Origin of the sequence: Micromonospora sp. NBS 11-29 (genome assembly GCF_002140155.1) — a bacterium.
Classification (GTDB): Bacteria; Actinomycetota; Actinomycetes; order Mycobacteriales; family Micromonosporaceae; genus Micromonospora.
Map to the genome: position 1 here is coordinate 483080 of NZ_NAPR01000007.1, position 25388 is coordinate 508467.

The 25388-nt window shown below is 72.4% G+C and carries 19 protein-coding genes and 3 pseudogenes; 19 read left to right on the forward strand and 3 right to left on the reverse strand.

Features of this window, described 5'->3' with window-relative positions; translation table 11 throughout:
• Positions 1-157: 157 nt before the first annotated feature.
• The 5 genes and pseudogenes from dnaE (at position 158) to B1205_RS12475 (ending at position 6957) form a co-directional block, all read left to right on the forward strand.
• Positions 158-3633, forward strand: a pseudogene (dnaE, locus tag B1205_RS12460) (DNA polymerase III subunit alpha).
• A gap of 38 nt (positions 3634-3671) precedes the next feature.
• The gene (locus tag B1205_RS12465) at positions 3672-4568 is read left to right on the forward strand and encodes a hypothetical protein (RefSeq protein WP_089155740.1); all 897 of its coding nucleotides are present in this window, start codon (positions 3672-3674) and stop codon (positions 4566-4568) included.
• Between the two features lie 217 nt (positions 4569-4785).
• A pseudogene (locus B1205_RS32900) lies at positions 4786-5112 on the forward strand (YncE family protein); the annotation flags it as partial.
• Positions 5113-5204: 92 nt separating this feature from the next.
• The gene (locus B1205_RS31340) at positions 5205-5759 is read left to right on the forward strand and encodes a YncE family protein (RefSeq protein ID WP_254909882.1); all 555 of its coding nucleotides are present in this window, start codon (positions 5205-5207) and stop codon (positions 5757-5759) included.
• A 160-nt stretch (positions 5760-5919) separates the two neighbouring features.
• Entirely contained in the window at positions 5920-6957 is a 1038-nt protein-coding gene (locus B1205_RS12475) for an aminotransferase class V-fold PLP-dependent enzyme (RefSeq protein WP_089155867.1), read from the forward strand.
• A gap of 4 nt (positions 6958-6961) precedes the next feature.
• Here the strand turns inward: B1205_RS12475 and B1205_RS12480 are convergent, their stop codons facing one another.
• Positions 6962-8134, reverse strand: a complete 1173-nt coding sequence (locus B1205_RS12480; RefSeq protein WP_089155741.1) for an acyl-CoA dehydrogenase family protein — start codon at positions 8132-8134, stop codon at positions 6962-6964.
• A 74-nt stretch (positions 8135-8208) separates the two neighbouring features.
• On the opposite strand from B1205_RS12480, the gene B1205_RS12485 reads away from it, so the two are divergent.
• The 6 genes from B1205_RS12485 (at position 8209) to B1205_RS12510 (ending at position 14461) form a co-directional block, all read left to right on the forward strand.
• Positions 8209-8862 (forward strand): TetR/AcrR family transcriptional regulator, encoded by a 654-nt coding sequence (locus B1205_RS12485; protein ID WP_089155742.1) that lies wholly within the window; start codon positions 8209-8211, stop codon positions 8860-8862.
• Positions 8863-8971: 109 nt separating this feature from the next.
• On the forward strand, positions 8972-10048 hold the full coding sequence (locus B1205_RS12490; protein WP_441338472.1) for a zinc-binding dehydrogenase: 1077 nt from the start codon (positions 8972-8974) through the stop codon (positions 10046-10048).
• 60 nt (positions 10049-10108) lie between these two features.
• A complete protein-coding gene (locus B1205_RS12495) occupies positions 10109-11422 on the forward strand; it encodes a glycosyltransferase 87 family protein (RefSeq protein WP_089155744.1) in 1314 nt (437 codons plus the stop codon).
• 98 nt (positions 11423-11520) lie between these two features.
• Positions 11521-12156 carry a transcriptional regulator gene (locus tag B1205_RS12500; protein ID WP_254909883.1) on the forward strand — a complete coding sequence of 212 codons (636 nt, stop codon included), beginning with the start codon at positions 11521-11523 and terminating at the stop codon, positions 12154-12156.
• Positions 12157-12275: 119 nt separating this feature from the next.
• Positions 12276-13841, forward strand: coding sequence for an MFS transporter (locus tag B1205_RS12505; protein WP_089155745.1), 1566 nt, complete (start codon positions 12276-12278; stop codon positions 13839-13841).
• A gap of 11 nt (positions 13842-13852) precedes the next feature.
• Positions 13853-14461 carry a TetR/AcrR family transcriptional regulator gene (locus tag B1205_RS12510; RefSeq protein ID WP_089155746.1) on the forward strand — a complete coding sequence of 203 codons (609 nt, stop codon included), beginning with the start codon at positions 13853-13855 and terminating at the stop codon, positions 14459-14461.
• A gap of 39 nt (positions 14462-14500) precedes the next feature.
• Here the strand turns inward: B1205_RS12510 and B1205_RS12515 are convergent, their stop codons facing one another.
• Positions 14501-16420, reverse strand: coding sequence for a helix-turn-helix domain-containing protein (locus B1205_RS12515; protein ID WP_089155747.1), 1920 nt, complete (start codon positions 16418-16420; stop codon positions 14501-14503).
• A 14-nt stretch (positions 16421-16434) separates the two neighbouring features.
• A complete protein-coding gene (locus tag B1205_RS12520) occupies positions 16435-17217 on the reverse strand; it encodes a 3-hydroxybutyrate dehydrogenase (protein ID WP_089155748.1) in 783 nt (260 codons plus the stop codon).
• Between the two features lie 183 nt (positions 17218-17400).
• Between B1205_RS12520 and ruvC the strand changes: the two are divergent.
• The 8 genes and pseudogenes from ruvC to B1205_RS31345 all read left to right on the forward strand — a co-directional run.
• A pseudogene (gene ruvC / locus B1205_RS12525) lies at positions 17401-17923 on the forward strand (crossover junction endodeoxyribonuclease RuvC).
• The gene (gene ruvA, locus B1205_RS12530; protein ID WP_089155749.1) at positions 17920-18522 is read left to right on the forward strand and encodes a Holliday junction branch migration protein RuvA; all 603 of its coding nucleotides are present in this window, start codon (positions 17920-17922) and stop codon (positions 18520-18522) included. Before ruvC ends, ruvA begins: the two are co-directional and overlap by 4 nt.
• Positions 18519-19583, forward strand: coding sequence for a Holliday junction branch migration DNA helicase RuvB (gene ruvB / locus B1205_RS12535; RefSeq protein WP_089155750.1), 1065 nt, complete (start codon positions 18519-18521; stop codon positions 19581-19583). The genes ruvA and ruvB overlap by 4 nt, the downstream gene beginning before the upstream one ends.
• Positions 19584-19721: 138 nt before the next feature.
• Positions 19722-20066 carry a preprotein translocase subunit YajC gene (gene yajC / locus B1205_RS12540; RefSeq protein WP_089155869.1) on the forward strand — a complete coding sequence of 115 codons (345 nt, stop codon included), beginning with the start codon at positions 19722-19724 and terminating at the stop codon, positions 20064-20066.
• 223 nt (positions 20067-20289) lie between these two features.
• A complete protein-coding gene (gene secD, locus B1205_RS12545) occupies positions 20290-22197 on the forward strand; it encodes a protein translocase subunit SecD (RefSeq protein ID WP_176308559.1) in 1908 nt (635 codons plus the stop codon).
• A gap of 1 nt (position 22198) precedes the next feature.
• The gene (secF, locus tag B1205_RS12550; protein ID WP_089155752.1) at positions 22199-23389 is read left to right on the forward strand and encodes a protein translocase subunit SecF; all 1191 of its coding nucleotides are present in this window, start codon (positions 22199-22201) and stop codon (positions 23387-23389) included.
• Positions 23390-23485: 96 nt separating this feature from the next.
• Positions 23486-24052 carry an adenine phosphoribosyltransferase gene (locus B1205_RS12555; protein ID WP_089155870.1) on the forward strand — a complete coding sequence of 189 codons (567 nt, stop codon included), beginning with the start codon at positions 23486-23488 and terminating at the stop codon, positions 24050-24052.
• Positions 24053-24279: 227 nt separating this feature from the next.
• A partial coding sequence (locus tag B1205_RS31345; RefSeq protein WP_441338473.1) for an HD domain-containing protein occupies positions 24280-25388 on the forward strand: 1109 nt, incomplete at its 3' end.

A 25388-nucleotide genomic window follows, 5' to 3' on the forward strand; every position in this document is an offset into this window, starting at 1 on the left:
GGCATGACATCGCGTCGGCCGACAACAATGCGTGGCATTGCCTGCGGAGATCCACATCACCACGGAGGTCCGTCCCGCGCGGCTGCTGGAGGTCGCCGTTCGGGCGGCGCTAGGGTGGGCGGGCCGACCATGACCACGACCCGGGGGGACGCCACGCATGGGCGATTCGTTCGCGCATCTGCACGTACACACCGAGTACTCGATGCTCGACGGTGCGGCCCGGCTCAAGGACCTCTTCGCCGAGGCGGCCCGGCTCGGGATGCCGGCGGTGGCGATCACCGACCACGGCAACATGCACGGCGCGAACGACTTCTACAAGCAGGCCATGGCCGCCGGGGTCANCGGGTCAAGTGGGGCCGCCCCGAGCAGAAGAGCGACGACGTCTCCGGCAACGGCGCCATCACCCACATGACCATGTGGGCGGCGAACCGCACCGGCCTGCACAACATGTTCCGGCTCAACTCCCGCGCCTCGATGGAGGGCCACTACGTCAAGTGGCCCCGGATGGACATGGAGCTGATCGCCGAGCACGCCGAGGGCATCATGGCCACCACCGGCTGCCCCTCCGGCGCGGTGCAGACCCGGCTGCGGCTCGGCCAGTTCGACGAGGCGCTCAAGGTCGCCGCCGCGTACCAGGACATCTTCGGCAAGGACAACTACTTCCTGGAGATCATGGACCACGGCCTCGACATCGAGCGCCGGGTCCGCGACGGGCTCACCGAGATCGCCCGCAAGCTCGACATCCCGCCGGTGGTCACCAACGACTCGCACTACACCCACGAGGCGCAGGCCGAGGCGCACGACGTCCTGCTCTGCGTGCAGACCGGCAGCAACGTCGCCGACCCGAACCGGTTCCGCTTCGAGGGTGGCGGCTACTTCGTCAAGTCCGCCGACCAGATGCGCGCGGTCGACTCCTCCGAGCTGTGGCAGCAGGGTTGCCGCAACACGCTGCTGGTGGCGGAGAAGGTCGACCCGGCCGGGATGTTCACGTTCCACAACCTGATGCCGCGGTTCCCGATCCCCGAGGGCGAGACCGAGGAGTCGTGGTTCCGCAAGGAGACGTTCGTCGGGCTCAAGCGCCGCTTCCCGAACGGCATCCCGGAGGGCCACGTCGTCCAGGCCGAGTACGAGCTGGGCGTCATCATCCAGATGGGCTTCCCGTCCTACTTCCTCGTGGTCGCCGACTTCATCCAGTGGGCGAAGAGCCAGGGCATCGCGGTCGGCCCGGGTCGTGGTTCGGCGGCCGGCTCGCTCGTCGCGTACGCGTTGGGCATCACCGACCTGGACCCGATCCCGCACGGCCTGATCTTCGAGCGGTTCCTCAACCCCGAGCGCGTCTCCATGCCGGATGTCGACATCGACTTCGACGAGCGTCGGCGCGGCGAGGTGATCAAGTACGTGACCGACAAGTGGGGCGAGGACAAGGTCGCGCAGATCGCCACGTTCGGCACGATCAAGGCGAAGGCCGCGATCAAGGACTCGGCCCGGGTGCTCGGCTACCCGTACGCGGTCGGCGACCGGATCACCAAGGCCATGCCGCCGGCCGTGATGGGCAAGGACATCCCGCTCTCCGGCATCTTCGACCCGAAGCACCCGCGCTACGCCGAGGCCGGCGAGATCCGAGGGCTCTACGAGACCGACCCGGACGTCAAGAAGGTCATCGAGACCGCGAAGGGCATCGAGGGGCTGATCCGGCAGAGCGGCGTGCACGCGGCCGGCGTCATCATGTCCGCCGAGCCGATCATCGACCACATCCCGCTGATGCGGCGTGACGCCGACGGCGTGATCATCACGCAGTTCGACTACCCGACCTGCGAGTCGCTCGGGCTGCTGAAGATGGACTTCCTCGGCCTGCGCAACCTGACCATCATCGACGACGCGGTGAAGAACATCGGGCTCAACCACGGCAAGGAGCTGGACCTGCTCGGCCTGCCGCTGGACGACAAGGCCGCCTACGAACTGCTCGCCCGAGGCGACACGCTCGGCGTGTTCCAGCTCGACGGCGGGCCGATGCGCTCACTGCTGCGGATGATGAAGCCGGACAACTTCGAGGACATCTCCGCCGTGCTGGCGCTCTACCGGCCCGGCCCGATGGGTGTCGACTCGCACACCAACTACGCGCTGCGCAAGAACGGCCTCCAGGAGATCACCCCGATCCATCCGGCGCTGGAGGAGCCGCTGCGCGAGATCCTCGCCCCCACCCACGGGCTGATCGTCTACCAGGAGCAGGTGCAGCGCGCCGCGCAGATCCTCGCCGGCTACACGCTCGGCCAGGCCGACCTGCTGCGCCGCGCGATGGGCAAGAAGAAGAAGGAGATCCTGGACAAGGAGTTCGTCCCGTTCCGGGACGGCTGCCGCGCCAACGGTTATCCCGACGACGCCATCCAGGCGGTGTGGGACGTCCTGGTGCCGTTCGCCGGCTACGCGTTCAACAAGGCGCACTCCGCCGCGTACGGCCTGGTCTCCTACTGGACCGCCTACCTGAAGGCGCACTACCCGGCGGAATACATGGCGGCGCTGCTCACCTCCGTCGGCGACGACAAGGACAAGATGGCGCTCTACCTGTCCGAGTGCCGCCGGATGCGGATCCAGGTGCTCCCGCCGGACGTGAACACCTCCGCCGGCCCGTTCACCCCGGTCGGCAAGGAGATCCGCTTCGGTCTCGGCGCGGTGCGCAACGTCGGCGCGAACGTGGTCGCCTCGATCATGCGCTGCCGTGAGGAGAAGGGCGAGTACGCCGACTTCTACGACTTCCTGTCCAAGGTGGACGCGGTGGTCTGCAACAAGAAGACCATCGAATCACTGATCAAGGCCGGCGCGTTCGACTCGCTGGAGCACCCGCGCAAGGGTCTGCTGGCCGTGCACGCCGACGCCATCGACGCGTACGCCGACGTCAAGCGCAAGGAGGCGGTCGGCCAGTACGACCTCTTCGGCGCCGGCTTCGGCGACGCGGACACCGGCAGCACCACCGTCATGCCGGTCATCGGGGACAGCGAGTGGGAGAAGCGCGACAAGCTGGCGTTCGAACGCGAGATGCTCGGCCTCTACGTCTCCGACCACCCGCTGTTCGGTCTGGAGCATGTGCTCGGCGCGGCGGCCGACACCACCATCGCCGCCCTCTCCGAGGAGGGCACCGTGCCCGACGGCGCGGTGGTCACGCTGGCCGGCATCCTCTCCGGCGTGCAGCGCCGGGTCACCAAGCAGGGCCGGGCCTGGGCCTCGGCCACGCTGGAAGACCTGGCCGGTGGCGTCGAGGCGCTGTTCTTCCCGAACACGTACGAGGTGATCGGGCAGTACATCGCGGAGGACGCGATCGTGGTGGTCAAGGGCCGGGTGGACCGGCGCGACGACACCCCGCGCATCATGGCGATGGACATGTCCATGCCGGACGTCACCAGCAACCCGGCCAACAAGCCGGTCACGTTGACCATCCCGGTGCACCGCTGCACCCCGCCGCTGGTCGAACGGCTCAAGGAAACCCTGGTGCTGCACCCCGGCGACACCGAGGTGCACGTCAAGCTGCTCAACGGCGGCAAGACCACCACGCTGCGTCTCGGCCCGTTCCGGGTCGCCGCGACCACCGCGCTGATGGGCGACCTGAAGAGCGTCCTGGGCCCGGCCAACGTGAGCTGACCGTGCGGGGCGGGCGGTGATCGGGCAGCATCGGGCACATGCCCCCCGCCGACCTGCTGCGCGTCCGTGACCTCGTACCCGACTTCGTCGCCGTCGTGCGTGAGTGTCGCGCGGTCCCGGCCGACCGGTGGCCGGTGCTGTGGCGGTCCCGCTACCTCGACCGGCATCCGGACGTCGCCCGCGTGGTGGACCGCGACGGCGGCCCGCCCGCCCCGGCGGAGGTGCGGGCCGCCGTCGACCGTCTCCACGACCGGGCGGCCGACCTGACGGCCCGCGCCGAGACGGTACGCGGACTGCTGCCCGACGGCGTCGCGGCGGCGGCCCGGGCGCTCGGCTGGTCCGGCGACGGCGGCCCGGTGGAGTGCGTGGTGCTGGTCGGGCTGCACCGGGCCAACGGCTGGGCCGACGACCTGGGCGGCCGGTACGCGCTCTTCCTCGCCGTGGAACGGCTCGACCCACCGGAGGACGTCCGGCTCCTCGTGCGGCACGAGGCCGCCCATGTGGTGCACGACCGCCGGGCCGGTATCCGTGACTGGCCGGAGCACGGGGTGGCGAAGAACCTGTTCGTCGAAGGGCTGGCCACCCAGGTAACGGCCGAACTCGACAGCGGCCGGCCCGACGAGGCGTACCTTTGGTTCGGTCGGCTCGGCCACCGGCCGTGGCTCGACGAGTGCCGTCGCCGCTGGCCGGACATCCTCGACCGGGTCCGGGCCGACCTCGACGCCACCGACCCGGACCATCACGCCGCGTACTTCCTCACCCGGGACTCGCCACTGCGCGGAGACCTGCCCCGACGCTGCGGCTATCTGGTCGGCCTGGCGGCGGTGCGGCGGCTGCGGGAACGGTATGGCCTGCCTGAACTGGCTGGCTGGCCGCTGTCCCGGGTGCGGGCGGAGATGGCGACGGTGCTGGCGGACCTACCCGCGCCCGGTTGAGCCCGGGCTACCGGCGACGGACCAGAAAGTGCCGGATACGTTCAAATTTGTCCTTTAAGCTCAGGAGATGACGCCTCGGTCGCTCCTGGCGCTTTCGGCGGCCCTGCTCCTGTCGGCGGGGCTGACGGCATGCACGGACCGGCCGTCCAGCCAAGAGGCCCTGACCGGCCCGTCCGCGGGTGGCTCCGCCGGTACGTTCGGTCCGCTGGTGGCCGGTATGCCGGCGTACCCGACGCCCGGCAACGTGTACGCCGCCGCCGGTCCGGACAAGCTGGTCCCGCGCGTACGCGACGACCGACCCCTGGTCTACGTGCCGAACACCAAGAGCAACGACGTCTGGGTGATCGACCCCGCGACCTACCAGGTGGTACGGAAGTTCCCGGGCGGCCCGGAGCCCCAGCACGTCGTGCCCTCCTACGACCTGCGCACGCTCTACGTGGCTTCCAGTCAGATCCCCAACGGCGGCCTGGTGCCGATCGACGCGCGCACCGGTGAGCCGGGGCGGTTCAGGAAGCTCGAAGACGTCTACAACCTGTACTTCACCCCGGACGGCAAACGGGCGATCGTGGTGGCCGAGGCGTACCAGCGGTTGGATGTCTACGACATGGGNTGGACTACTCGGCCGACGGCAGGACCATGCTGTTCAGTTGTGAGTTCGCCAACCGGATGCTGGTGCTCGACACCACCACGTTCCGCAAGGTGCGCGAGTTCCGGCTCACCGAGGCGAGTGACGGCATGCCCCAGGACACCCGGCTCACGCCGGACGGGCGGCACTTCCTCGTGGCGGACATGCGCGCCAACGGCGTGTACGTCTTCGACGGTGCGGCGACCCGACAGACCGGCTTCGTCCGCACCGGCCGGGGCGCGCACGGCATCTACTTCAGCCGTGATGCCCGGCTCGCCTACGTCACCAACCGCGACGAGGGCAGCGTGACCGTACTCGACCTGGCGAGCTTGACACCCACCGCGACCTGGCGGATTCCCGGTGGTGGCAGCCCCGACATGGGCGGCCTCTCGTCGGACGGCAAGCGCCTCTGGCTCTCCGGGCGCTTCCACGACGAGGTGTACGTGTTGAGTACGGAGAACGGCAAGCTGCTGGCCCGGATACCGGTCGGCCGGGGACCGCACGGCCTGACCGTCTGGCCGCAGCCCGGCCGCTACTCGCTCGGGCACACCGGCAACATCCGCTGACCAACTTCAGCTCGCCGACGTGGTGGTGTCCCGGGCGGTCGGATGCCGCCACTTCGCCGACCTGGCGGCGGACCTCGGCGCGGACGTCGCGAAGGGGCGGAGCCACCGGGCCGGGATTGGCGGTGTCCGGCGAGCGAGGGCGGTGGCTAGCGTCGACGGCATGGAGCTGGAGCAGGCACAGAAGTTGTGGCAACCGGAGCCGGGCTGGTTGAACACGGCGACCTACGGGTTGCCGCCCGATCCGGTGTGGACGGCGGTGCAGCAGGTGCTCACCGAGTGGCGGAGCGGCCGGGTGTCGTTCGAGGTGTGGGACGAGTCGGTCGGGCGCTCCCGGGCCGCGTTCGCCCGGCTGGTCGGCGTGGACGCGGCCGACGTGAGCATCGGCGCGGCCGTCTCCCAGTTGGCGGCGCCGATCGCGGCGGCGCTGCCGCCGGGGGCCACGGTGGTGGTGCCCGAGGTCGAGTTCACCTCGATCCTGTTCCCCTGGTTGGTGCAGGAGGAGCGCGGCGTGCGGGTGCGCACCGTCCCGCTCGACGGCCTGGTCGACGCCATCGACGCCGACACCGACCTGGTGGCGTTCAGCCTGGTGCAGTCCGCCGACGGCACGGTCGCCCCGTACGACGAGATCGTCGCGGCGGCCCGGGCGCACGGCGCGCTCGTGGTGGTCGACGCCACCCAGGCCTGCGGGTGGCTGCCGTTCGCCGCGGACCGGGCGGACGCGGTGCTGGTGGGGGCGTACAAGTGGTTGATGGCGCCGCGTGGTGCGGCCTTCGCCTACCTGGCGCCGGCGCTGCGCGAGCGGATGCGTGCCGACGCCGCCGGTTGGTACGCCGGCCGCGACCCGAGCGCCTCGTTCTACGGCCTGCCGCTGCGGCTGGCCGACGACGCCCGCCGGTTCGACATCTCCCCGTCCTGGCTCTGCTACGCCGGCGCGGCCCCGGTGCTGGAGCTGCTCGCCGAACTCGACCCGGTGGCGGTGCGCGACCACGACGTGGCGTTGGCCAACCGGTTCCTCGCCGGGTTGGGCCGCCCGCCCGGCGACAGCGCGATCGTCTCCGTGGACGTGCCGGACGCGCAGGAGCGGCTGGCCCGCGCCGGGGTGCGGGCGGCGGTCCGGGCCGGGCGGGTGCGGGCGTCGTTCCACCTCTACACCACGCAGGAGGACGTGGACCGGGCGGTCGAGGCGCTGACCGACTGACCGGTCAGGCCAGGTGGCCGCCGATCTTCGTGTACCCGCGCAGCAGGTCCCGGGAGATGATCAACCGCTGCATCTCGTCGGTGCCCTCGAAGATCCGGTAGAGCCGGACCTGCCGGTACCAGCGCTCGATCGGCAGTTCGCGGGTGTAGCCCATGCCGCCGTGGATCTGGAGCACCCGGTCCACCACCCGGTTGACCATGCCGGCGCCGTAGAGCTTGCCCATCGAGGAGGCGTGCCGGGGGTCGAGGCCCGCATCGACGGTCCAGGCGGAGCGCAGGATCAGCCAGCGGGCGGCCTCCAACTCGGTCTCCGAGTCGGCGATCATCCACTGGATGGCCTGGTTGGTGGCGATCGGCGCGCCGAACGTCTCCCGGGCGTTCGCGTGGTCGATCGCCATCTGCAGGGCCCGCTCGGCGATGCCGACCGCGTGCGAGGGGATGGTGTAGCGGCCCTTGCCGATCCACTCCATGCCCAGCGCGAAGCCCTGGCCGATCTCGCCGAGGATGTTGCGGTGCGGCACCCGTACGCCGTCGAAGACCAACGCCGCGGGGCCGCCCTCGCCCATGGTCTGGATGAACTCCGACCGCCAGCCCATGGCGCGGTCGACCAGGAACGCGGTGGCGCCGCCGCGACGGGCGCCCTTCTCCGGGTCGGTCACCGCGACCACGATGGCGAAGTCGGCGTCGTTGCCGTTGGTGATGAACGTCTTCTCGCCGTCGAGGACCCAGTCGTCGCCGTCGCGCCGGGCGCGCAGCCTGATGTTCGCGGCGTCGGAGCCGGCGCCCGGCTCGGTGATGGCGAAGCAGGAGATCCGCTCCCCGGCGATGGTGGGGAGCAGGAACTCGCGCTTCTGCTCCTCGGTGGCGTGGAACAGGATGTTGTCGGCCTCGCCGCCGAAGCGGAACGGCACGAAGCTGCGGCCCAGTTCGGTCCAGATCAACGACTGCATGACCGCGGGCAGGGCCATCCCGCCGTACTCCTCGGGGGTGGCCAGGCCCCAGAAGCCGAACCGCTTCGCCCTGAGCTGGAGTTCGCGCAGCTCGGAGCGGTCCAGGCCGGGCCGGTGGGCCCGCTCGCGGCGCAGCACCTCCGCCTCCAGCGGCATCACCTCGCGGCTGACGAACGCGCGCACGGTGTCCCGTACCGCGCGTTCCTCGTCGGACAGTGCGAAGTCCACGGTGTCCCCCTCGGTCGGCGTCGGTCTCAAACTAGCGCTGGAAGTTTTGCGGCGGAAGGGAGGATGATGACGGCGTGCCACGACCCAGACAGGCCCTGCTCACCCGAGGCCGGATCGTCGAGGCCGCGCTCGCGCTGATCGACGCCGACGGGTTGGACGCGCTGTCCACCCGGCGGCTCGCCGCCGCGCTCGGCGTACGCGGTCCCTCGCTCTACAACCACTTCGCCACCAAGGAGGAGATCCTCGACGCGGTGGCCGACAGTGTCACCGCGACGGTCGACGTCAGCGGGTTCGGCCGGCACGACTGGCCCGAGGCGCTGCGCCACTGGGCCCGCTCCTACCGGGCCGCGTTGGCCGCCCACCCGCATGTGGTGCCCTACCTGGCGCGGGGGCCCGGCCGTCGGCCGGCCGCGCTCACGATGGCCGACGCGGTGTACGGCGCGCTGGTCCGGGCCGGGTGGCCCCCCGCGCGGGCCACCCACGTCGGCGCGGCGCTGCGTTACTTCGTGGCCGGCTCGGCGCTCGGCTCGTTCGCCCGTGGCTTCGTCGAGGACCCGTCGCTCTACGCCGCGCACCCGCACCTGCACCAGGCCCACCGGCTCGCCGGTCACCAGCGCAGCGTCGACGAGGGCGCGTTCACGCTGGGCCTGGAGGCGTTGCTGCACGGCCTCGTCGCCGAGTACGCGGCGACCGTCGCCCCGCGGCAACCGGTCACCGGGCCGGGGTAGCCTCGCCACGTCCGACCGCTGGTTCCCACCCGAAGGACGCCATGGACCGCGCCGCGCCGCCCGCCACGTCGACCCGTCACCAGTCCGCCTCGCGAAGGACGATCCGGCGGTGAGGGCGCTCGTGGTGCGCGGCCGGGACGAGGTCCCGGCCGTCGAGGAGGTACGCCTGCCCGCGCCCGGGCCGGGGGAGCTGCGTATCCGGATCCGGGCCGCCGGCCTCTGCCACTCCGACCTGGCCATGGTGAACGGCACGCTGGCGCCCGCGTACCCCCTGGTGTTGGGGCACGAGGCCACCGGCGTGGTGGCCGAGGCCGGCCCGGGCACCCGGCTGACCGTCGGTACGCCGGTGGTGCTGAACTGGGCGCCTGCCTGCCGCGACTGCTGGCACTGCCGGCACGACGAACCCTGGCTCTGCGCGGCGAACAGCGCCGCGTCGGTGGCGCGCGGGGAGACCGCCGCCGGCGAACCGACACACGTCACGCTCGGGCTCGGCGCGCTCGCCGAGGAGGTGGTGGTGCCGGAGCGGGCGGCCGTGCCGGTGCCGGCCGGCCTGCCGCCGGCCCCGGCGGCGCTGCTGGGCTGCGCGGTGCTGACCGGCACCGGCGCGGTCCGCAACACCGCCCGGGTGGCCGCCGGCGAGTCGGTCGCGGTGATCGGGCTGGGCGGGGTCGGGCTGGCCGTGCTCACCGCCGCGCGGCGGGCCGGTGCGACGCCGATCATCGCCGTCGACGTGGTGGATTCCAAGCGCGAGTTGGCGCTCGCGGCCGGCGCCACCGAGTTCCTGCGCTCCGACGACAACCTCAGCCGGGAGGTGCGGGGCCGCACCGGCGGGCGCGGGGTGGACCACGCCTTCGAGTGCGTCGGCGGGTCCGCGACCATCCGCGCGGCCTGGCGGGCGACCCGCCGCGGGGGAGCGGTCACCGTGGTCGGCATGGGCGGGCGGGACGACGTGTTCAGCCTCTCCGCGTCGGAAATCTTCCACTCGGCGCGCACGCTGCGTTCCTCGGTCTACGGCTCGACCGACCCGGACCGGGAGGTGCCGGAGCTGGCGGCGGCGCTCGCCGCCGGTGACCTCGACCTGACGCCGCTGGTCAGCGGCACGGTCTCGCTGGCGGAGGCGCCCGCGGCGCTGGACCGGCTGGCCCGGGGCGAGGGCGCCCGCTGGGTGGTCACCTTCCCGGACTGATCCGCCTGGGCGGCGACGGGCCTCCCTGTGTCGCGACTCAGGGCTAGGATTCCTCCCACTATGATCATCGAGCGCATTCGCGGGCTCGTCGCCGAAACCCCTCCCGAACGGCCGGCGGCGCCCCGGATCACCCTTCCGAACTGGCTGCTCGTGCCCGGCCTGGTGGCGCTGGTCGCATCCCTCGGCGCGTACGCCGCCTTCCTGCGTCACTACCCGCTGCGCGGCGCCGACTTCGCGATGTACCTCGGCGGGGCCCGGGCCTTCCTGGACGGTGAGCCGGTCTACCGGATCGGCTACACCGCGTTGGACCTGCCCTACACCTATCCGCCGGTCACGCTGCCGTTGATGGCGCCGCTGACCCTGCTCGACGAGCGCGTCGCCCTGTACGCCTGGAGCGTGGCGGGCGTGCTGGCGATGCTCGCCGCGCTCTGGCTCACCACCGGGATGCTCGGACACCAGGGCGCCCGGGGGCGGCTGGGCCTGTCCGCCGCGGTGCTCGCCGCGCTGCTCTGGACCGAGCCGCTGCAACGCAACCTCGACCTCGGCCAGATCAACATCTTCATCCTGCTGCTGGTGGTGGCGGACCTGTCCCGGTCCGACCGGAGCCGGTTCAAGGGCATCGGGATCGGCGCGGCCACCGCGATCAAGCTGCTGCCCGGCCTGTTCGTGGTCTACCTGCTGCTGACCCGCCGGATTCGGGCCGCGATCGTGGCGGCGGCGACCTTCGCCGGGCTCACGGCACTGGGCGCGATCGTCGCGCCGGGCGGCTCGTACGACTACTGGCTCGCCGGTCGGGCGTTCGACTCCTCCCGCCCGCTGGCCACCTCGGGCCCGCGCTACGTCGGCAACCAGTCGGTGCAGGGCACGGTCGCCCGGCTGCTGGGCACCGACGAGCTGAACAGCGGTTGGTGGCTGATCTCCGTGGTTGTCGTCGCGGTGGTCGCCCTCGCGCTCGCCGTCGCGCTGCAGCGGCGGGGCGAGGAGACGATGGCGATGGTGGTGGTGGGCTTCACCATGTTGGCCGTCTCGCCGGTGAGCTGGTCGCACTACTGGCTCTGGGTCGGGCCGGCGGCGCTGGTGGCCGGCGACGTGGCGCGCCGTACCGGTGGGGCGGCGCGGGTGCTCGCCGGCGTCGTCGCGGTGGCCGTGGTGCTGCCGTTCCTGCTCTGGCCGGGTCCCACCCGCACCGGCGAGATCATCCCGCGTGGTCTGATCTGGAAGTCGGGGCACATGACCGGGACGGCGAAGACGTTCGCGGCCGACGCCTACGTCGGCGCCATGCTGGTGCTCCTCGCGCTCGCTGCGGTGTGGCTGTGGTCCCGGCGTCGCGCCGCCGTCCCGGCGTCCGCCCCGCCGGAGCGCGTCCCGGCCTGATCCCGCGCGTCCGGCGGCGTGTTCCGCCGGAGCGCATCCAGATCCTCGGGTTCCGACGAACCCTCGGGTAGTGACCGTCTACCCGGAAGGTGCGTCTGGTGGTGACCGAGCCGATGCCGCCCGAGGCGGTCGAGGACGCGCGTAAGCACCTCACGCTCGCCGCGGAGGACCTGGACGGCAACCGGGTCGCCGCGCTGATCGTCGAGTCGGCCGGCCGGTGGGGTGTGGCACCGCTGTGGGAGCGGGTCTGCGCGCCGATGCTCGCCGCGTTGCCCGGACGGGGCGCCGCCGAGGTCGCCGTCGAGCACGCCTTCTCCGAGGGGATCCGGTCGGGGCTGGACGTGTTGCTGCGCCAACCCGGCCCGGCGTCGGCGGCCGGCGGCATCGTCCTCGCCGGGGCCGAGCAGGAACTACACTGCCTCGGCCTGCACGCGCTCGCCGCGGCGTTGCGCGAGCAGGGGTTGGGTTGCCTGCACCTCGGCCCGGCCCTGCCGTGGTCGGCGTTGGCCAGCGCGGTGGCCCGGGTCCGGCCGCGGGTGGTGGTGGTCTGGTCGCAGACCCCGCTGACCGGTCGGGCGTACCGGCTGGTGCGTCTGGGACGGGACGCGCCGGGGGTGCGGGTGCTCGCCGCCGGACCGGGCTGGATCGAGCCGTTCCCACCCGTCGCGGCCGCCCCGCGCCGCCTTCGGACCCTCACCGAGGCCACCGCCGTCTGTCGATCCACATCGGAGTGACCTGGCGCACATTCGATACGAACCCGTTCCGTATCGAAACTCGCTCACCTACGCTCGGCTTCATTACGAGTCTGTCCCGTATCGTATTGGACGCGGGTGAGCCCGGGGGGAGAACCCGAGTGGAACTGCACGACAACACCGGACACCCGAGGAGGTGGGCGATCCTGGGGGTGCTGGTGGTCAGCCTCCTCGTGGTCGTCCTCGACAACACCATCCTCAACGTCGCCCTGCGCACCATCGCCGACCCGGTGCACGGCCTCGGCGCCACCCAGAGCGAGCTGGAGTGGTCGATCAACTCCTACACGCTCGTCTTCGCCGGCCTGCTGTTCACCTTCGGCGTGCTCGGCGACCGGCTCGGCCGCCAACGCTTCCTGATCTTCGGGCTGGTGCTGTTCGGGCTCTCCTCGCTGCTCTCCGCGTACGCGCAGAGCCCGGCGCAGCTCATCGGCGCCCGGGCGCTGATGGGTGTCGGCGGCGCGGCCATCATGCCGGTCACGCTCTCGATCATCTCCAACGTCTTCGACCCCCGCGAGCGCGCCCGTGCCATCGGCATCTGGGCCGGCGCGGTCGGTCTCGCCGTGGCCATCGGCCCGGTGCTCGGCGGCGCCCTGCTGGAGCACTACTGGTGGGGCTCGGTCTTCCTGATCAACGTGCCGGTGGTGGCGGTCGGCGCGGTGCTGGTCGCGGTGTTGGTGCCCGAGTCCCGCGACCCCGCTCCCGGCCGGGTGGACCTGCTCGGCGTGCTGCTCTCCGTGGTCGGTCTGGTCGCGCTCACCTACGGCATCATCGACGGCGGCGAGCACGGCTTCGGCCGACCGCAGGTCTGGGTCGCGGTCCTCGGCGGGCTCGCGGTCCTCGGCTGGTTCGTCGTGCACGAGCTGCGCAGCGACCACCCGTCGCTGGACGTGCGGCTGTTCCGGGTGCCCCAGTTCGCCGCCCCGGTGGCCCTGGTCGGGCTGGTCTTCTTCGCCGCGGTCGGGGTGCTGTTCTTCGGCGCGTTCTACCTCCAACTGGTCCGCGGCTACAGCCCGCTGGAGGCCGGCCTGCTCTTCCTGCCGTTCGCGGCGGCCCAGCTCATCTTCGCGCCGCGCAGCGCCGCGATGGTGCGCCGCTGGGGCGGCCGGGCGGTCGCGACGGTCGGGCTGCTGCTCACCACCGTGGCGCTCGCCGCGTTCATCTTCATCGACGCGGACACGCCGATCTGGATCTTCTCGGCGGTGGGCTTCGTCCAGGGCGCCGGGATGGCCAACATCATGCCGCCGGCCACCGAGTCGATCATGTCGGCGCTGCCCCGGGAGAAGGCCGGGGTGGGCTCCGCGGTCAGCAACACGGTCCGCCAGGTGGCCGGCGCGCTGGGCGTGGCGGTGCTCGGTTCGGTGCTCTCCGCGGTCTACCGCGACCAGGTCGCCCCGGCGGTCTCCACCCTGCCCGCACCGGTCCGCGACGCGGCCCAGGAGTCGGTCTCCGGCGCGTACGCGGTCGCCGAGCGCCTCGGCCCGGCCGCGTCCCGGCTGATCGACGCCGCCAACGACTCCTTCGTCTCGGCCATGCACTGGGCGGCCGGCATCTCCGCGGTGGTGGCCGCGCTCGGCGTCGTGATCGTGCTGCGCTGGATACCGGGCCGGCCGGTCGAGGCACCCGACGCCGCTCCGGCCACCAAGCAGGAATTGGCCGGGACCGCGTAGGTTCGTGGACAATGTCTGACATGAGTGCCACAGCGGATGCTCCGCGGTCGCCCGGGCGACCGCGGAGCATCCGCGCGGACGAGGCGATCGTGGAGGCCACCCTCGACCTGCTCGCCGAGGGCAGCACCATCGAGGCGCTCTCCATCGAGGCCATCGCCGCCCGCGCCGGCGTCGGCAAGGCCACCATCTACCGCCGCTGGTCGGGCAAGGAAGCGCTGCTGGTGGACGCCCTGCGTCGACTCAAGGGCGTCCCGCCCCCCGCCGGCGGGCACTCCGTCCGCGACGACCTGGTGGCGCTGGTCGGCGCCGTCGGCCAGCACGCCGACCCGCGGGTCCGCAAGATCATGCCCTGCCTGGTGCCCGAGGTGGCCCGCAGTTCCGCTCACCGGCAGGCGTACGAGGCGATCATCGAGCCACGCCGGCAGGCCATGCGCGAGGTGCTGCGCCGCGCGGTTGAGCGCGGCGAGTTGCGCGCCGACATCGACATCGACCTCGCCATGGCGCTGCTCACCGCGCCGATACTGACCCAGCGGATGCTGCCCTGGCACCCCGAGTGGGACGAGCGGCTCCTGCCCGAGCGGCTCGTGGACACGGTCCTGAACGGCCTGCGCGCCCGCTGACCCGCCCCACCCGCCGGCCCGGCCCGGCCCGGCTCTTGGCTAGCGGGCCGGCGTGCGCAGCCGGTGCAGGCGCAGCGCGAGCTGCACCTCCAGCGCCCGCTCCGGCTTCTGCCAGTCGGCGCCGAGCAACTGCCCGACCCGCTCCAGCCGCTGCGTCACGGTGTTGACGTGCACATGCAGTTGCTCGGCCGCCCGGGCCAGGCTGCCGCCCACCCCGAAGTACGCCTCAAGCGTCCTGACCAGCGCGGTGCCCCGCCGGGCGTCGTAGTCGACCACCGGCCCCACCGTGGTGGTCAGGAACTGGGCCACGTCCCGGTCGCCGGCGTCGCCGACCGCGCCCAGCAGCAGCCCGACGAAGCCCAGCTCGGCGGTGCTCGCCCCCTGCCCGGCCCGGCCCAGCGCGCCCAGCGCGGTCAGGCAGCGCTCCGCCTCGGCGAACGTGACCGCCAGCGACGCCGGGCCGGTCGACGGCCCGCTCGCCCCCGCGGTCACCGGCCGCCCGGTCACCCGGGACAGGTCCCGGGCCACCGCGCGGGCCGCCCCGCCGGCCTCCCGACCGGGCAGCATCAGCACCACCCGCCCGTCGCGCGCCGCGGCCAGCCCACCCCGGTTCGACGCGTACGTCGTGGCCCACGACAACACCCGCTGCCGGGCCGAACCGGTCTCGGCGAACGCGTCGTCACCGACCGCCACCAGCACGTGCGGGGCGTCCAGGTCCACCCCGATCCGGCGGGCCCGGCTGCGCAGCGCGTCGGTGTCCCGCAGCGGTCGGGCGATCAGGTCGTCCAGCAGCTCGCCCCGGACCCGCCCCTCCGCCTCGGCGACCGTGCGGCGGAACAGCAGCAGCAACGCGGTCACCAGCGCGGCCCGCTCCAGGATGCGCTGGTCGGCGTCGACCAGCTCGTCGTCCGGGCGCAGCACCAGCGCGCCCAGGTTCTCCGCGCCGGCCACCACCGCGGCGTACCAGAGCGGACCGCGCCGCACGCTGCGTCCCTCCGTACGCGACGCGGCGACCGCCTCCACGATGTCCGCCCGGTCCGGTTCCTCGATCTCACCGACCCGGGCCAGCCGCCGCCCCTCGGCGTCCAGCGCCAGCAGCGCCCCGCCGAGCACCTCGGTGACCGCCGCGGCCACCTCCTCCATCCCGCCGCCACGCACCACCAGCGCGGTCATCCGGTCGTGCGCGGCGGCGGCGCGTTCGACCGAGCTGCTGTGCGCCCGGATCGTGGTGTTCGCCGTGGACAGCTCCGCCAGCGCCGACCGGGTCTCGGCCAGCAGCCGGGCCGTGTCGATCGCCACCGCGGCGTGCGCCGCCAGGGAGACGAGCAGCGACACCTCCTCGCGGGCGAACGGCCGGGCCGAGCGGTTGGCCGCGTACAGCACGCCGATCACGCTGGAGCCGAGCCGCAGCGGCACGCCGAGGATGGCCACCAGGCCCTCCTCGCCCACCCCGCCGTCGATCTCCCCGGTGTGCCGGAACCGCTCGTCCTCCTGGTAGTTCGACGTGACGTACGGCGTTCCGGTCTGCGCCACGAGCCCGCCCAGGCCGTCGCCCAGCTCCAGCCGCAGCCGCTGGAACCGGGCCGAGATCGAGCCGTCGGTCACCCGCATGTACGTGTCGCCGCGCTCGTCGTCGTTGAGCGTCATGTACGCCACGTCCGTGCCGAGCAGGATCCGTGCCCGGTGCACGATCGCCCGCAGCACGTCGTCCAGGTCCCGCAGGCCGGCCAGGTCGCTGGCGGTGTCGTACAGGCCGGACAGCTCGGTCTCCCGGCGGCGCCGGCGCTCCAGCAGCGCGCGGACCCGCAGCGCCACCACCTTCGCCTGTTCCAGCTCGGCCAGCCGCTCGGCGGGCAGGCCGGCGGCGCGCGCGGCGACCAGCGGGCCCTCGAACTCGACCGCGGCGGCCTCGCGCGCCAGCAGCTCCAGGAACTCCACCGGCGACGACATGACCGACATTGTGCGCGGCGCCACTAGTTGGCCGTCCAGCCCCCGTCGAGGGCGATCGAGGCGCCGGTGAGGAAGGCGGCCGGCGGCGCGCACAGGTACGCCACCAGCTCGGCCACCTCCGCCGGCTCGATCAGCCGCTTGATCGCCGCCCGGGCCAGCATGATCTTCTCCACCACCTCGTCCTCGCCGATGCCGTGGCTGGCCGCCTGGTCGGCGATCTGGCTCTCCACCAGCGGGGTGCGCACGTACGCCGGGTTGATGCAGTTGGCGGTCACGCCGTGCGCCGCGCCCTCCAGCGCGACCACCTTCGACAGGCCCTCCAACGCGTGCTTGGCCGCGACGTACGCGGCCTTGTACGGCGAGGCGCGCAGCCCGTGCACCGAGGAGACGTTGACGATCCGGCCCCAGCCGTTGGCGTACATCCGGGGCAGCGCGCGGCGGATGAGCAGGAACGGCGCCTCCACCATCACCCGCTGGATGTACTCGAACCGCTCGACCGGGAAGTCCTGCACCGGCGCGACGTGCTGCAACCCGGCGTTGTTGACCACGATGTCGGCGTCCACGTCGAGCCGGTCCACCGCCTCCGGGTCGGCCAGGTCCACGCCCTCGGCCCGGCCGCCCGCCTCCGCGGCCACCGCCTTGGCCGCCTCCACGTTGCGGTCGAGCACCAGCACCGACGCGCCGGCCGCCGCCAGGCGCAGGGCGCAGGCCCGGCCGATGCCACTGCCACCACCGGTCACCAGGGCGTTGCGACCGGAGAGGTCGACGTGTACGACGTGGGGGACCGCCACGGGTTCTACCGTCATGGCGCAAGAAGTTACGAGGCGTGTGGCCTCGGGCACATGGGGCGGCGACACATACTCGACCGCTTCGGTGTGTGGTGCGTCCCGCGCCGATCGTCCCCGGCGTGTCCGCCCGTCCGCCCGTCGGCCGCCACCAGTAGGGTGTGTCGAACACACGTACTGCTGGCGGCTCGGGGAGGAGGCGGCGTGCGCGTGCTGGGCGTCGACCCGGGGCTGACCCGGTGCGGGGTCGGCGTGGTCGAGGGCGTGCCGGGCCGCCCCTGCACCCTGGTCGCCTACTACGTCGTCTACACCGATCCCGGTGACGACCTGCCGATGCGGCTGCTGCACCTGGACCGCTCGCTCACCGACCTGGTCGCCGAGCACCGGCCGGACGCGGTCGCGGTGGAGCGCGTGTTCAGCCAGCACAACGTGCGTACCGTGATGGGCACCGCGCAGGCCAGCGGCATCGCGGTGCTCGCCGGCGCCCGGGTCGGCCTGCCCGTGACGACCTACACCCCCAGCGAGGTCAAGGCGGCGGTGACCGGTTCCGGCCAGGCCGACAAGAAGCAGATGACCGCCATGGTCACCCGGCTGCTGCGGCTGGCCGAGCCGCCCCGCCCGGCCGATGCCGCCGACGCGTTGGCGCTGGCCATCTGNCTGGCGCGGCGGCACCCGCTCGAAGCTGGCCGCCGCCGCGCAGCAGGCCCGACGAGGAGGCACACGATGATCGCCAGCGTGCGCGGCACGGTGACCGCGACCGGCCCGGACCACGCCGTGGTGGAGGTGGGCGGCATCGGCCTCGCCGTGCAGTGCGCTCCCGGCACCATCGCCGAGCTGCGGGTCGGCCAGCCGGCCCGGCTGGCCACCAGCCTGGTGGTCCGGGAGGACTCGCTCACCCTCTACGGCTTCGCCGACGACGACGCCAAGGCGCTGTTCGAGCTGCTCCAGACCGCGAGCGGGGTCGGGCCCCGGCTGGCCCAGGCGGTGCTCGCCGTGCACACCCCGGACGCGGTCCGCAAGGCCATCGCCAACGCCGACACCGCCGCGTTGACCCGGGTGCCCGGCATCGGCAAGAAGGGCGCCGAGCGGCTGGTGCTCGAACTGCGCGACCGGGTGGGCCCGGTCGCGATCGGCCCGGACGGTGCGGCCGGGGTGACCGGTGGCGCCTGGCCGGAGCAGGTGCGTCAGGCCCTGGTCGGGCTCGGCTGGTCGACCGCCCAGGCGGAGCAGGCGGTGGCCGCCGTCGCCGAGACCGTCGACGGCGAGACCCCGCCGGTGCCGGTCCTGCTCAAGCAGGCCATCCGCCTCCTGGGCCGGGCCCGATGACGAGCGAGAACCTGGTCTCGGCGTACGTCAACGACGCCGAGCTGGACGCGGAGGCCAGCGTCCGGCCGAAGCGGCTCGGGGAGTTCATCGCCCAGCACCGGGTCCGCGACCAGCTCGACCTGCTGTTGCAGGGCGCGATGCGGCGCGGCTCCCCGCCGGACCACATCCTCCTCTCGGGTCCGCCCGGCCTGGGTAAGACCACGCTGGCCAACATCGTCGCCGCCGAGCTGGGCACCGGCATCCGGGTGACCAGCGGCCCGGCCATCGAGCGCTCCGGCGACCTGGCCGCGATCCTGACCAGCCTCGCCGAGGGCGACGTGCTCTTCATCGACGAGATCCACCGGATCGCCAAGCCGGCCGAGGAGCTCCTCTACAGCGCGATGGAGGACTTCCGAGTCGACGTGGTGGTGGGCAAGGGCCCGGGCGCGACCGCCATCCCGCTGGACGTGGAGCCGTTCACGCTGGTCGGCGCGACCACCCGGTCCGGCCTGCTGACCGGGCCGATGCGCGACCGCTTCGGCTTCGTCGCCCACCTCGACTTCTACTCCCCGGCCGACCTGGAGACGCTGCTGCACCGTTCCGCCCGGATCCTCGGCGTGCCGATCACCCCCGACGGCGCGGCGGAGATCGCCGGCCGGTCCCGGGGCACGCCCCGGATCGCCAACCGGCTGCTGCGCCGGGTCCGCGACTACGCCGAGGTGCGGGCCGAAGGGGTGGTCACGGTGGACACCGCCCGTGCCGCGCTCACCGTCTACGACGTGGACGCGCTCGGTCTCGACCGGCTCGACCGGGCGGTGCTGACCGCGTTGGTCGACTCGTTCCGGGGCGGACCGGTCGGGCTCTCCACCCTGGCGGTGGCGGTGGGGGAGCAGCCGGACACGGTCGAGGAGGTGTGCGAGCCGTTCCTGGTCCGGGCCGGCCTGCTGGCGCGGACGCCCCGGGGCCGGGTGGCGACGGAGGCCGCCTGGCATCATCTGGGCCGTACGCCCCCGAATGGTACATTTGGGCAGGGAGCCCCACCGGTACCCGATCTGTTCTCGGGATCGACCGACCAGCCGTGACCCGTTCGTGATCTGTGTCGCATTCGGTCTTCTCAGGAGCAGGGACTAGACTTCGCCGCGGTTTACAGGACGTGAGAATCCGCCTCCGCTGCGGTGCCCGCCAGGGTCGGCGCGGAGGCCAACCGGAAGGTCGACACCGTGCTTTACGCAGCAGCGAGTGGCGGAGGAGCCAGCGGTCTGACACCGCTCCTCATGATCGCTCTGCTCTTCGTCGTCATGTACTTCATGATGATCCGTCCGCAGCAGAAGCGCCGCCGTGAGGCCGAGCAGATGCAGTCCGGCCTCGGTCCGGGCGACGAGGTGGTCACCATCGGCGGCCTGCACGGCACGGTCACCGTGATCGAGGACGACACCGTCCTGCTGGAGGTCGCACCCGGCGTGCAGACCCGGTACGCGCGCCCGGCCGTGGCCCGGGTGGTCAAGCGGGCCGAGGCGCCGGCGGCGGAGACGATCACCGAGGAAGCCGAGCCGATCAAGGACTGAGAGCCGTCCCGGACGGGGCAGCGGAAACATCCGTACAAGTGGATAGTTGGGTCGGCGTGCGACGCCGACGCGCGGGTCGGCCCGCGCGGCGCCCCCGCGTCGCGTCCGGGTCGACATGCCGTCAGCTGGTGCCGACCCGCCGGAGCAGTCGGGCGGACACCCCCGACCCGACAGTCGTCGCTGCCGCGCGAGCGGAGTGACCGTACAGGGAGACAGGACAGCCGTGGCACCACCTCAGGGACAGATGCGCCCCGGACGGCAGCTCGCCGTCCTCGGGTTCATCTTCGTCGTCCTCTATCTTTTGGTGTTCTTCTCGGGCGGCGCCAGCGGTGGCTGGAAGGACCGGCTGGAGCCCCGGCTCGGCCTGGACCTCATCGGCGGCACCCGGCTGACGCTCGAAGCCACCAACAGCGTGGACGGCAAGCCGCCGACCTCCGGCAACCTCGAGGAGGCCCGCCAGATCATCGAGAGCCGGGTCAACGGCTACGGCGTGGCCGAGGCGGAGGTGGTCACCGAGGGCAACCGCAACATCGTCATCTCCCTGCCCGGCGAGAACCGTGACCTGCGGGATGTCGGCAGTGCTGCCGAGCTGCGCTTCCGAAAGGTGCTCAAGGCCACCGACGGCAGCGGGGCCGCAGCCGCGCCGGCGCCGAGCCCCAGCGCCACCACGGCGCCGTCCGGCAGCGCGTCGCCGAAGCCTTCGGGCAGCGCGTCGCCGAAGGTGAGCGGGAGCGCCAAGGCCAGCGCCTCGCCGAGCGCGGGCGGACAGGGCGGCATGGCCCCGGCGCCGGGTGCCAGCGCGACCCCGTCGGCCACGCCGAGCGCCGCCGCGCCGAGCGCCAGCGCCAGCGCCGAGCCGGTGCCGCAGAGCATCGAGCAGCAGCGCCAGGCCGTGCAGCAGAAGGTGGGCGCCGCCGCGTGGGCCGCCGCCTCGGGCCTGCAGGCCCCGGCCGACGTCACCGCCGACCCGTCGCTGGCCGGCAAGCTCAAGCCGTTCGGCACGCTCTCCCCGCAGGAGGTCGCGGTGCTGCCGACGGAGATGCAGTTCAACGTCCCCACCGTCACCTGCGCCCAGCTCGACAAGCGGCCGGCCGCCTCGATCAAGGACCCGAAGCAGCGGGCGGTGGCCTGCGAGTCCGGCGCGAAGTACCTGCTCGATGTGGCCAAGGTGGAGGGCACCGACGTCAAGGACGCCTCCGCCGTGCTCGACCAGACCAGCTCCTGGGTGGTCAGCCTCAACTTCACCGGCAAGGGCCAGGAGAGGTGGACGGCGCTGACCCGCGAGTCGTTCAACAACGAGGGTCAGGCCTGTGACCAGACCGCGCTCGGCCAGGACGGCAAGTGCCGGGTCGCGGTGGTGCTGGACAACGAGATCGTCTCCTCGCCGGAGATCCAGGGTGTCCTCACCGGGGACTCGCAGATCACCGGCAGCTTCGACAGCAAGACCGCGAACGCGCTGGCCAGCCAGCTCCGCTACGGCGCGCTGCCGGTGACGTTCGTCCCGCAGGAGCAGCAGAACGTCACCGCGACGCTGGGCTCCAGCCACCTGCAGGCGGGTCTGCTGGCCGCCGGCATCGGCATGCTGCTGGTCATCATCTACTCGTTCTTCTACTACCGGCTGCTCGGCTCGGTCATCTTCCTCAGCCTGGTGCTCTCCGCGCTGCTGGTCTTCGGCGCGCTGGTGGTGCTCGGCCGGTCGATCGGGTTCACGCTCACGCTCGCCGGTATCGCCGGCATGATCGTCTCCCTCGGTGTGGCGGCGGACTCCTTCGTCATCTACTTCGAACGGCTCAAGGACGAGATCCGCGAGGGCCGCAGTCCACGCAGCGCGGTGCCGCGGGCGTGGATCCGGGCCCGCCGGACGATCATCTCGGCGAACGCCATCACGCTGATGTCGGCCGTGGTGCTCTACATCGTGTCGGTCGGCGCGGTGAAGGGCTTCGCCTTCGCGCTCGGCCTGGCGACCGTGCTGGACCTGGTCGTCGTGTTCCTCTTCCGCCACCCGATCATGACGATGTTCGCCCGCACCCGGGCGTTCCTGTCTCCACGGGTCAGCGGTCTGGGCCGGGCACTGCCGGCCCGGTCGGCCGAGTCGGGCACCGCCCGCAACCCGCGCGTCAAGGAGGCCTGAGATGGCGAAGAGTGGTCTGGCCGCCCGGCTCTACCGTGGCGAGGCCGATCTCAACATCGTCGGCAAGCGGAAGCTGTGGTTCGGCGTGGCCGGCGCGCTGGTGCTGATCGCGGTGCTGAGCTTCGCGCTCAACGGCTTCAAGCTCGGCATCGAGTTCGCCGGCGGCAACTCGTTCCAGGTTCCGGCAAGCGTCGGCACGCTGGAGCGGGCCGAGCAGACCGTCGACGACGTGCTCGCCGCCGAGGCGCCCGGTGTCGAGGTGGTCACCGCCCAGAAGGTCGGCAGCACCAGCGGCGAGACTTACGAGATGCGTACCGGGCAGCTCACCCCGGAGCAGGCCGAGGCGGCCAAGGCCGCGATGGCGGAGCGGTTCGGCATCCAGACCGATGAGATCAGCGGCAGTCAGGTCTCCGAGGCATGGGGTAGCCAGGTCACCTCGCGGGCATTCCTCGGTCTGCTGATCTTCATCGCGGTGGTCTCGGTCTACCTGGTGCTGCGCTTCGAGTGGCGGATGGCGGTCGCCGCGATCGTCTCGCTGCTGACCAACCTGATCCTCACCGCCGGCATCTACTCGCTGGTCGGCTTCGAGGTCACCCCGTCGACGATCATCGGCTTCCTCACCATCCTGGGCTTCGCGCTCTACGACGTGGTGGTGGTCTTCGACAAGGTGCAGGAGAACACCCGGGGCATCACCGCCAACAACAACGTCACCTACGGCGAGGCGTCCAACCTGGCGCTCAACCAGAGCCTCATGCGGTCGCTGAACACCTCGGTCGTGGCGCTGCTGCCGGTCGGCGGTCTGCTCTTCATCGGTGCCGGCCTGCTCGGCGCGGGCACCCTGAAGGACCTGGGACTGGTGCTCTTCGTCGGCATGGCGGTGGCCTTCCTCACCTCGATCGTGCTGGCCACCCCGCTGCTGGTGCTGCTGAAGAACCAGGACCCGCGGATCAGCGCCCACAACAAGCGGGTGCTCTCCCGCCGGGCCGCCATCGCCCGGGGCGAGGTCACCCCGAAGGGCGCCCCGCGGCCCGCGGCCGACGACGACCAGCCGATCGACCCGGACGCGGCTGCGTTGGCCGGTGCGGCGCCCAAGGTCGGCGCTCGCCCGGCCGCCAAGCGCCCCAGCGGCGCCCGGGGCAGCCGCCCCGCCGGTGGCGGGGGCAACCGGCCGGGCAGCGGAAAGCGCCGCTGACGCAGGCCCGGACGAAATCGACCGGACGGCGTCCGTCATGCTGTTGCTTCGGCATGACGGACGCCGTCGTCGTTTCGAGAGGACATGGGACGCACCGTGACGGAGACCCACACCACCGGCGTACGGGGAGACAGCGGCCCGGAGGTCGCCCGGCTCGTCGCGAGCCGGCTGCTGGACGTGCCGGACTTCCCCAAGCCCGGGGTGATGTTCAAGGACCTGATGCCGCTCTTCGCCGACGGCGCGGCGTTCCGTGCGGTGATCGACGGGATCATCGACCACCACGGGCGGGACTCGTTCGACGCGGTCGCCGGCATCGAGGCGCGCGGGTTCGTGCTCGCCGCGGCCGTCGCGTACGCCACCGGGGTCGGTGTCGTGCCGGTGCGCAAGGCGGGCAAGCTGCCCCGGGCCACCCACTCCGCCTCCTACGCGCTGGAGTACGGCGAGGCGACGCTGGAGGTGCACCAAGACGCCTTCACGGCCGGGCACCGGGTGCTGGTGCTGGACGACGTGCTGGCCACCGGCGGCACCGCCGAGGCCACGCTCGCGCTGGTGGAACGGGCCGGCGGTACGGTCGCCGGTTTCTCCGTCGTGCTGGAGCTGGGCTTCCTCCAGGGCCGGGAACGGCTCGCTCCGCGCCCGGTCCATGCCCTGTTGACCGTTTGAGCCGCCTCGCCCCGTCGGCTGTCCGGCACGGACCGCCCGGGGGAGCGGTGCCGTACCCTGCGTACGGGTAGCATTGCCCTTTGCCTGACCGGGCGGGCGACCGTCCGGGCGGCGAGCCGCCGGGGCGCAGCCCCGGTGACCGGCGCGGAACAACGCCGACCCTCGGGTCGGTTGGACCAGACGTCGGCCGGACGGTCGGCGCATCCCGGCGAACGGTGAGGAGGCCGGTGTCCCACGATGTCGTCCCTCCGGTGGAGGGCACGGTGCACCCGACAGGCGACGCGGACGGCTCGGTGACCGAACGCAACGGCAACCCGCCGCCCCGGGCGATCGACGCCACCGGTGGCACGCCGGACGCGACGGCCGACGGCGGCGCGGCGGTCGTCCCGTTCCCGGACGACGACGGTTCCGGCGATCCCACGTCCGGGGGCGCGTTCGCCCTCTCCAACGCGCCGACCGGCCGGCGGGTGCGGGCCCGGCTGGCCCGGTTCAACGCGCCCTGGCAGACCTCACCGGTCAGCGAGGTGCTGGAGCCGCTGATCGCCGCCCACCGGGACGCGCACCCCAAGGCGGACGCCCGGCTGTTGCAGCGGGCCTTCGACACCGCAGCCCGCTGGCACTCGGGTCAGTACCGCAAGTCCGGCGACCCGTACATCACCCACCCGCTCGCCGTGGCGACCATCCTGGGCAACCTGGGGATGGACACCACCACGCTGGTGGCGGCGCTGCTGCACGACACGATCGAGGACACCGAATACACGCTCGACCAGATGCGGGCCGACTTCGGTGGCGAGGTCGCGCTCCTGGTCGACGGCGTCACGAAGCTCGACAAGGTCAAGCTGGGCGACGCGGCCAAGGCGGAGACCATCCGCAAGATGGTGGTGGCCATGGCCAAGGACCCGCGGGTCCTGGTGATCAAGCTGGCCGACCGGTTGCACAACATGCGGACGCTGACCTTCCTGCCCCGTCCGAAGCAGGAGCAGAAGGCCAAGGAGACGCTGGAGATCCTCGCCCCGCTGGCGCACCGCCTCGGCATGAACACGATCAAGTGGGAGCTGGAGGACCTCGCCTTCGGCACGCTGTTCCCGAAGCGCTACGAGGAGATCCTGCGCCTGATCGGGGAGCACCAGCCGCAGCGGGAGTCGCTGCTGCGCCAGGTGACGCAGAAGGTGGGCACCGACCTGAAGGCCGCCAAGATCAAGGCGGAGACGACCGGGCGGCCGAAGCACCTCTACTCGATCTACCAGAAGATGATCGTGCGGGGGCGCGACTTCAACGACATCTACGACCTGGTCGGGGTGCGGATCCTGGTCGACACGGTGCGCGACTGCTACGC

Excerpts from the sequence above, each read along its gene's own strand:
- secF (WP_089155752.1), top strand. The coding sequence starts at position 22,199 with ATGGCGAAGAGTGGTCTGGCCGCCCGGCTCTACCGTGGCGAGGCCGAT.
- B1205_RS31340 (WP_254909882.1), top strand. The coding sequence starts at position 5,205 with ATGCTGTTCAGTTGTGAGTTCGCCAACCGGATGCTGGTGCTCGACACC.
- ruvB (WP_089155750.1), top strand. The coding sequence starts at position 18,519 with ATGACGAGCGAGAACCTGGTCTCGGCGTACGTCAACGACGCCGAGCTG.
- B1205_RS12510 (WP_089155746.1), top strand. The coding sequence starts at position 13,853 with ATGTCTGACATGAGTGCCACAGCGGATGCTCCGCGGTCGCCCGGGCGA.
- B1205_RS12465 (WP_089155740.1), top strand. The coding sequence starts at position 3,672 with ATGCCCCCCGCCGACCTGCTGCGCGTCCGTGACCTCGTACCCGACTTC.
- B1205_RS12475 (WP_089155867.1), top strand. The coding sequence starts at position 5,920 with ATGGAGCTGGAGCAGGCACAGAAGTTGTGGCAACCGGAGCCGGGCTGG.
- B1205_RS12495 (WP_089155744.1), top strand. The coding sequence starts at position 10,109 with ATGATCATCGAGCGCATTCGCGGGCTCGTCGCCGAAACCCCTCCCGAA.
- ruvA (WP_089155749.1), top strand. The coding sequence starts at position 17,920 with ATGATCGCCAGCGTGCGCGGCACGGTGACCGCGACCGGCCCGGACCAC.
- B1205_RS12515 (WP_089155747.1), bottom strand. The coding sequence starts at position 16,420 with ATGTCGGTCATGTCGTCGCCGGTGGAGTTCCTGGAGCTGCTGGCGCGC.
- B1205_RS12520 (WP_089155748.1), bottom strand. The coding sequence starts at position 17,217 with ATGACGGTAGAACCCGTGGCGGTCCCCCACGTCGTACACGTCGACCTC.